This window comes from Ramlibacter sp. (assembly GCF_036383835.1).
Taxonomy (GTDB): Bacteria; Pseudomonadota; Gammaproteobacteria; order Burkholderiales; family Burkholderiaceae_C; genus Ramlibacter.
The window spans coordinates 1-5,465 of record NZ_DASVNN010000050.1; the positions used below are offsets into that span (position 1 = coordinate 1).

General features: G+C 70.9%; 6 protein-coding genes. 5 read left to right on the forward strand and 1 reads right to left on the reverse strand.

Annotated elements, in window-relative coordinates; translation table 11 throughout:
- Positions 1-313 precede the first annotated feature (313 nt).
- The 5 genes from VF522_RS08590 to VF522_RS08610 all read left to right on the forward strand — a co-directional run bounded on the left by VF522_RS08590 (position 314) and on the right by VF522_RS08610 (position 4,027).
- Positions 314-1,138 carry an alpha/beta hydrolase gene (locus VF522_RS08590; RefSeq protein ID WP_330907826.1) on the forward strand — a complete coding sequence of 275 codons (825 nt, stop codon included), beginning with the start codon at positions 314-316 and terminating at the stop codon, positions 1,136-1,138.
- A gap of 75 nt (positions 1,139-1,213) precedes the next feature.
- On the forward strand, positions 1,214-2,542 hold the full coding sequence (locus tag VF522_RS08595; RefSeq protein WP_330907827.1) for a sodium:proton antiporter: 1,329 nt from the start codon (positions 1,214-1,216) through the stop codon (positions 2,540-2,542).
- A 93-nt stretch (positions 2,543-2,635) separates the two neighbouring features.
- Complete coding sequence (locus tag VF522_RS08600; RefSeq protein WP_330907828.1) at positions 2,636-3,136, forward strand: hemerythrin domain-containing protein; 501 nt, start codon at positions 2,636-2,638, stop codon at positions 3,134-3,136.
- Positions 3,137-3,287: 151 nt separating this feature from the next.
- Positions 3,288-3,605 (forward strand): hypothetical protein, encoded by a 318-nt coding sequence (locus tag VF522_RS08605; RefSeq protein WP_330907829.1) that lies wholly within the window; start codon positions 3,288-3,290, stop codon positions 3,603-3,605.
- Positions 3,606-3,616: 11 nt separating this feature from the next.
- The gene (locus tag VF522_RS08610) at positions 3,617-4,027 is read left to right on the forward strand and encodes a hypothetical protein (RefSeq protein WP_330907830.1); all 411 of its coding nucleotides are present in this window, start codon (positions 3,617-3,619) and stop codon (positions 4,025-4,027) included.
- A gap of 59 nt (positions 4,028-4,086) precedes the next feature.
- Here the strand turns inward: VF522_RS08610 and VF522_RS08615 are convergent, their stop codons facing one another.
- Complete coding sequence (locus VF522_RS08615; protein WP_330907831.1) at positions 4,087-4,977, reverse strand: sulfurtransferase; 891 nt, start codon at positions 4,975-4,977, stop codon at positions 4,087-4,089.
- Positions 4,978-5,465: the final 488 nt, after the last annotated feature.

A 5,465-nucleotide genomic window follows, 5' to 3' on the forward strand; every position in this document is an offset into this window, starting at 1 on the left:
CCGCCTGCCCGGTCCTCGCAGGCGCCATGCCTTCATGCGCGACCCCGGCCCCGCCCGCACGGGGGCCGGCAGCAGGGTAGATCGGCGGCGCATTTCCGTTGTCGGTGCCATCGGCCGCGTGATCACCGTCTCGTCGTGGCGCAAATGGTGGGCAAGCAAAGCTTGCCCACCCTACGAGGGTACGAGGGCGGTACGAGGCCGCGCGCCGCCTGCCGCGACGCCCCCCGGAGAAACACCGCCAGGCCGGGATCTGCCCCGCGGGACGACGACGGGAGATGGCGGGGCCGTCGCGAATGACGTACCCTCCCGCCCCATGCCCAAGCCCGTCTGGCTCACGCTCCTGTGGATCCTGCTCGCCGGACTCGGGGCGTATGGGGCGCTGCTCGCCTTCCTGTGGCTGCGGCAGGAGAGCATCATGTTCTACCCGGTGCCGCTGCCGGCGAACTACAAGCTCGCGCGCGAACCCGACATCCACGAACGCATCGTGGAGGTGGAGGGCGCCAGCCTCTCCGTGATGCACCTGAAGCTGCCCGATCCCAAGGGCGTGGTGTTCTTCCTGCACGGCAACGCCGGCAACCTCGCCGGCTGGTTCAGCAACGCGGATTTCTACCGGCGCGCCAATTACGACCTCGTGATGCCGGATTACCGCGGCTACGGCAAGAGCACGGGCCACATCGCGAGCGCGAAGCAGCTGCGCGAGGACGTGCGCGCGGTGTGGAATGCCTTCGCCGCGGAATACCGCGGCCGCAAGGTGGTCCTGTACGGCCGCTCGCTGGGCACCGCGCTCACGGCGGACCTGGCGGAGCAGCTGAGTGCCGAAGGCCGCCCGCCCGACCTGACGGTGCTGGTGTCGCCGTACACGAGCATCCGTGCGCTGACCAGCGAGTACTACCCCTGGGTGCCGGCCTTCCTGGTGCGCTATCCGCTGGACACCACGAGCCACCTGGGCGCGATCGGCGGGCCCGTGCTGCTGGTGCACGGCGAACGCGACGCGCTGATCGGCGTGCACCATGCGCGCAGCCTGCAGGCGGCACGCCCCTCGGCGCGCCTGCTGGTGGTGCCCGGGGCGGGGCACAACGACATCCACGAATTCCCGCTGTACCGGCAGGAACTGCTGCAGGCCCTGGCAGGACTCTGACGCCCGGCGCCTGCCGGACCGAACGCGGCATTGGCCCACAAGCGCCGCGTTCGCGCTCCCCAACAATCGCGCTCCATGGATTTCGCGCTCTGGTCCGTGATCGTCGGCCTGCTGCTGGTGCTGATGGCGCTCGCCTCCACCGTGCTGAAGCGGCTGCCGCTGTCCACGGCCATGCTGTACCTGCTGGTCGGACTGGGCGTGGGCCCGCTCGCCCTGGGCCTCGTGTCCCTGGACCCGCGCGGTTCCGCGTCCATGCTGGAACGCATGGCGGAAGTGGTGGTGCTGCTGTCGCTGTTCACCGCGGGCCTCAAACTCAGCCCGGGCCTGCGCGACCAGCGCTGGGCGCTGCCGGTGCGGCTCGCGCTCAATTCGATGGTCGTCACCGTGGCGCTGATCGCGCTGGTCGCCTGGCTGTTCCTCGACCTGCCGCCGGGCGCCTGCATCCTGCTCGGCGCGATCCTCGCGCCCACCGACCCCGTGCTCGCATCGGAGGTGCAGGTGCAGGAACCGCAGGACGGAGACAAGCTGCGCTTCGCGCTCACCGGGGAGGGCGGCCTCAACGACGGCAGCGCCTTTCCCTTCGTGATGCTGGGCCTGGGGCTGCTCGGGCTGCACGAACTGGGTCCCTTCGGCTGGCGCTGGTTCGCGGTGGACGTGCTGTGGGCGACCGCCGCCGGCCTCGCCACCGGCTGGGGACTGGGCATCGCGATCGGCCGGCTGGTGCTGTGGCTGCGCCGGCGCCACAAGGAAGCCGTGGGCCTCGACGACTTCCTGGCGCTGGGGCTGATCGCGCTGTCGTACGGCTGCGCGCTGCTGCTGCATGCCTACGGTTTCCTCGCGGTGTTCGCAGCCGGCGTCGCGTTGCGCCGGCTGGAGCAGCGGCACAGCGCCGGCGAGGCGAGCGCCGCTTCGGTGGAACGCGCCATGGTGGACCCGGACCGCACGCTCGCCGAACGCGTCGCGGTCGATCCGGAACATGCGCCGGCCTTCATGGCGCAGGCGGTGCTCGGATTCAACCAGCACGCCGAACGCATCGGCGAAGTCGCGATCGTGATCGCGATCGGCGCGCTGCTGTGGGCCGTTCCATGGCAGCACGCGGCGTGGTGGTTCGTGCCGCTGCTGCTGCTGGTGATCCGGCCCGTGGCGGTGCGGCTGGGTCTGGCCCGATCGGCGGTCTCGCGCGGCCAGCGCTGGCTGATCGGATGGTTCGGCATCCGCGGCGTCGGTTCGCTGTACTACCTGATGTACGCGGTCAATCACGGCCTGCCGGCCCCGCTGGCCGACCGGCTCACGGCCCTCACGCTCTCCGTGGTGGTGACCTCCATCGTGATCCACGGCATCTCGGTCACCCCGCTCATGGCCGCGTACGAGCGCGCCGTGCGGCGCGGGCGGCCCCGGGGCTGAGGGACGGCGGCTCTCCTACAGCAGTGCCGTCCGTGGGCTGACAGCACGCGGCACACGCTCCCCTAGAGTGGGGCGCTCGACACGACGCACACCATGAAGAAGCAAGCGCCCGACGCCATCGACCTGCTGGATGGGGACCACCTCGCGGTGCACGCCCTGTTCCAGTCCTACCGCGAACTGGCCCGCACGCGCGCGAACGCGCTGCAGCGCCGCGCCCTCGCGGAGGAGATCTGCATGGAGCTCGCGATCCACGCGCGGCTGGAGGAGGAACTGTTCTATCCCGCGGTGCGCGACGCGCTCAACGACGGCGAGCTGCTCGATGAAGCGGAGGATCCGCATGGCAGCCAGCGCGAGTTCATCGCGCAGATCCTCACCGCGCAGGCCGACGACGCGCTGTACGACGCGAGGGTGTTCGTGCTGGAGGACTACGTGGAGCGGCACGTGCAGCAGGAACGCGAGCAGGTGTTCAACCGCGTGCTCGCCTCGCGCCTGGACCTGCACGCGCTGGCACGATCCATTTCGGTTCGTAAGGAAGAATTGCGCGCCGTTTCAGACGCGTTGCGAGAGGACGCGCTGGCGTTCGCGCTCGCGTAACGAATCGCTCGGCCAGCCGTGCCTTGTCCTACAGCCTTCGACAGTGGCAGACGACAAGGTCGACGGGGACGCCCACTAAAGTGAGCCGCAGGCAGCGCGGACCCCGACGCTGTCGCTCTCTAGCTCGAAACGAAACCCCAAGGAGTCCCCGATGATCAAGTCCCCGATCGCGCAATGCGCCGCCCTGGCCCTGATGGCTGCCCTGTCCCTGTCCGCCTGCGGCAAGAAGGACGAAACGGCAACGGATACGTCCACGTCGTCCACGACGACCACGACCACGACCGTGCCGTCGGCCACGGCGCCGGCGACGTTGCCGAGCGATACGACCACCAGCTCCACCACCACCACGGTTCCCAGCACGGGCAGCGGCACCTCCATGGGCGCCTCCGGCACCACCGGTTCCACCGGCACCGACATGGGTTCCGGCGTCAGCTCCAGCGCCCCGGCGGCTGGCACGACCACCCGCTAAGCAGCCACGGCATGCGACGCAACGCGTTGTTCCTCGCGCCGCTGGCGGCCGCCTGCGCGCTTGCGCTCGGCGCCTGCAGCAAGCAGATCGACCCCGCGCCGGGCAACGTCGATTCCGCGGAAGTCGTGCGTCCCGCGGCGCCCGACAGCCCGCCGGGAGGCCCGTCCGGCATCGCCGGATCGCAGGCGCACCCCGGCGCGTCCGGCGGCAGCGATGCGGTGGCGGGCGCGACGGGCAGCGGCACGTCGGATCCCGATGCACGCAACCAGGCCGTGCCGGGTGCGGGGCTGAACGGCGGACTCAATGCCGGCAGCACCGCGACCATGGGTGCGTCCGGCAGCGGCACGGCACCCGGCGACAGCACGGCGGGGAGCGGCAGTACGAATACGACGCCGTCGAGCGCGGTGGGCACGCGTCCCTGATCCTGGCGCGCAGCGCGAACTCCAATGCCGGGCGCGTCCCGGCATTCTTCATGGGCGCGTCAGCCCTTCTCGACCGGCAGGTCCGGCGTGCGGCACCACTCGCTCCAGCTGCCGGCATACAGGGCGGTCGGCGCGAAGCCGGCCAGCTCCATCGCGAGCAGGTTGGGGATGGCGCTCACGCCGCTGCCGCAATGGTGCACGACCGTGGATGGATCGTGGCCGGCGAGCAGTTGTTCGAACTCCGCGCGCAGCTGGGGCGCCGGCTTGAAGCGTCCGTCGGTGCCGATGTTCTGCACGAACGGACGGTTGAGCGCGCCCGGGATGTGGCCCGCCACCGGATCGAGCGGCTCCACTTCGCCGCGGAAGCGCTGCGGCGCGCGTGCATCGATCAGCGTCTGGCCGCCCCGGCCGAGCCGGCGCGCGACGTCCTGCGTGCGGACCAGGGTGCGCAGCGGCGCGCGCAATTCGAAGTTGGACTGGAAGTGCGAGGGCTCGGTGTCCGCGCTCACCGCGCCGCCGGTGGCCTGCCAGGCTTGCAGCCCACCGTCGAGCACGGCCACGGCCTCGTGTCCCGCCCACTTGAGCATCCACCACAGCCGTCCGCAGTAGTTGGCGCCGTTGCGGTCGTACACCACGGCCTGCATGTCGTTGGCGAACCCCACGCCCGACAGCCACATGGCGAACTTCTCGCGGCTGGGCAGCGGATGCCGCCCGCCGGACGCGGCGTCCTGGTGGGGCTGCGGCTCTCCCGACTGAGCATCGGGCGTGCCCTTGTCGCTGAGCGCGTGGTCGAGGTGGGCATACACCGCGCCGGGGATGTGCGCCTGCAGGTACTGCTTCTCCCCGCTTTTCGGATCCGCGAGGTCGAAGGTGCAGTCGAAGATCATCAGCCGCGCCCTGGCGTCCAGGAGGGCAGCGAGTTGCTCTGCGGAGAGGAGGGTGGTGTACATGCGGCTATTCTCCCGTCATTCCCGGGCACGCGGCTATCCCCTCCCGCGTCATCCCCGCGCAGGCGGGGACCCAGAGCATTTTTGAAGCGGCTGCGCCGCTTCCCGCTTTTGGGCGCCGCGCCGGCTGCCAGCCCCCGCACGGGCGGGGCCGGGATCGCGCTGGCATGGCGTCCTTCGCGCCTGCGGCGCTTCGGCAAACCTGCGAGGACCGGGCAGGCGGCCCCCGTGACCGAACTCGCTGCGTGTTTGCCCGCGCGCGGTCAAACACACCGCTCAACCACCGGATCGCGAGAATGAAACGTACGCGTGGCTCGATACGCGCTACGCGCTCTCGTAGCCGCGCTGGGCCGCCTGCCCGGTCCTCGCAGGCGCCATGCCTTCATGCGCGACCCCGGCCCCGCCCGCACGGGGGCTGGCAGCAGGGCAGGGCGGTGGCGCATCGATCGTTGCCATCTCCACGGCGATGGGTCTGGCGTAGGGTGGGCAAG

Bases quoted from the DNA above. Each gene is read 5' to 3' on its own strand.
- VF522_RS08590 (WP_330907826.1), top strand. From the start codon at position 314: ATGCCCAAGCCCGTCTGGCTCACGCTCCTGTGGATCCTGCTCGCCGGA.
- VF522_RS08610 (WP_330907830.1), top strand. From the start codon at position 3,617: ATGCGACGCAACGCGTTGTTCCTCGCGCCGCTGGCGGCCGCCTGCGCG.
- VF522_RS08615 (WP_330907831.1), bottom strand. From the start codon at position 4,977: ATGTACACCACCCTCCTCTCCGCAGAGCAACTCGCTGCCCTCCTGGAC.
- VF522_RS08595 (WP_330907827.1), top strand. From the start codon at position 1,214: ATGGATTTCGCGCTCTGGTCCGTGATCGTCGGCCTGCTGCTGGTGCTG.
- VF522_RS08600 (WP_330907828.1), top strand. From the start codon at position 2,636: ATGAAGAAGCAAGCGCCCGACGCCATCGACCTGCTGGATGGGGACCAC.
- VF522_RS08605 (WP_330907829.1), top strand. From the start codon at position 3,288: ATGATCAAGTCCCCGATCGCGCAATGCGCCGCCCTGGCCCTGATGGCT.